Origin of the sequence: Neorhizobium huautlense (genome assembly GCF_002968575.1) — a bacterium.
Taxonomy (GTDB): domain Bacteria; phylum Pseudomonadota; class Alphaproteobacteria; order Rhizobiales; family Rhizobiaceae; genus Neorhizobium; species Neorhizobium huautlense.
On sequence record NZ_PVBM01000115.1, the window covers coordinates 1 to 431 of the forward strand.

Below are 431 nucleotides of genomic sequence, written 5' to 3' on the forward strand. Positions count from 1 at the left end.
CTGAACCTGCGTGTGAAAAACATGCTGCCGTCTCTGTATCGTGAAGATCCTGAATTCTATGAAAACATGCGTATTCAGGAACTGGCTCAGAATATCCACAAACTGATTGTTCACCACAATCTGCCGGATCTGATGTATCGCGCATTTGAAGTGCTGCCGACGATGGTAATGACTCCGTATGCTGCATTCCAGAAAGAGCTGCACGGTATGACCGAAGAAGTTTACCTCGACGAAATGGTCGGTCGTATTAACGCCAATATGATCCTTCCGTATCCGCCGGGAGTTCCTCTGGTAATGCCGGGTGAAATGATCACCGAAGAAAGCCGTCCGGTTCTGGAGTTCCTGCAGATGCTGTGTGAAATCGGCGCTCACTATCCGGGCTTTGAAACCGATATTCACGGTGCATACCGTCAGGCTGATGGCCGCTATAC

General features: G+C 49.7%; 1 protein-coding gene. It reads left to right on the forward strand.

Translation table 11 applies throughout. The features are described from left to right. A partial coding sequence (locus tag C5L12_RS27865) for an Orn/Lys/Arg family decarboxylase (RefSeq protein ID WP_483428739.1) occupies positions 1-431 on the forward strand: 431 nt, incomplete at both ends.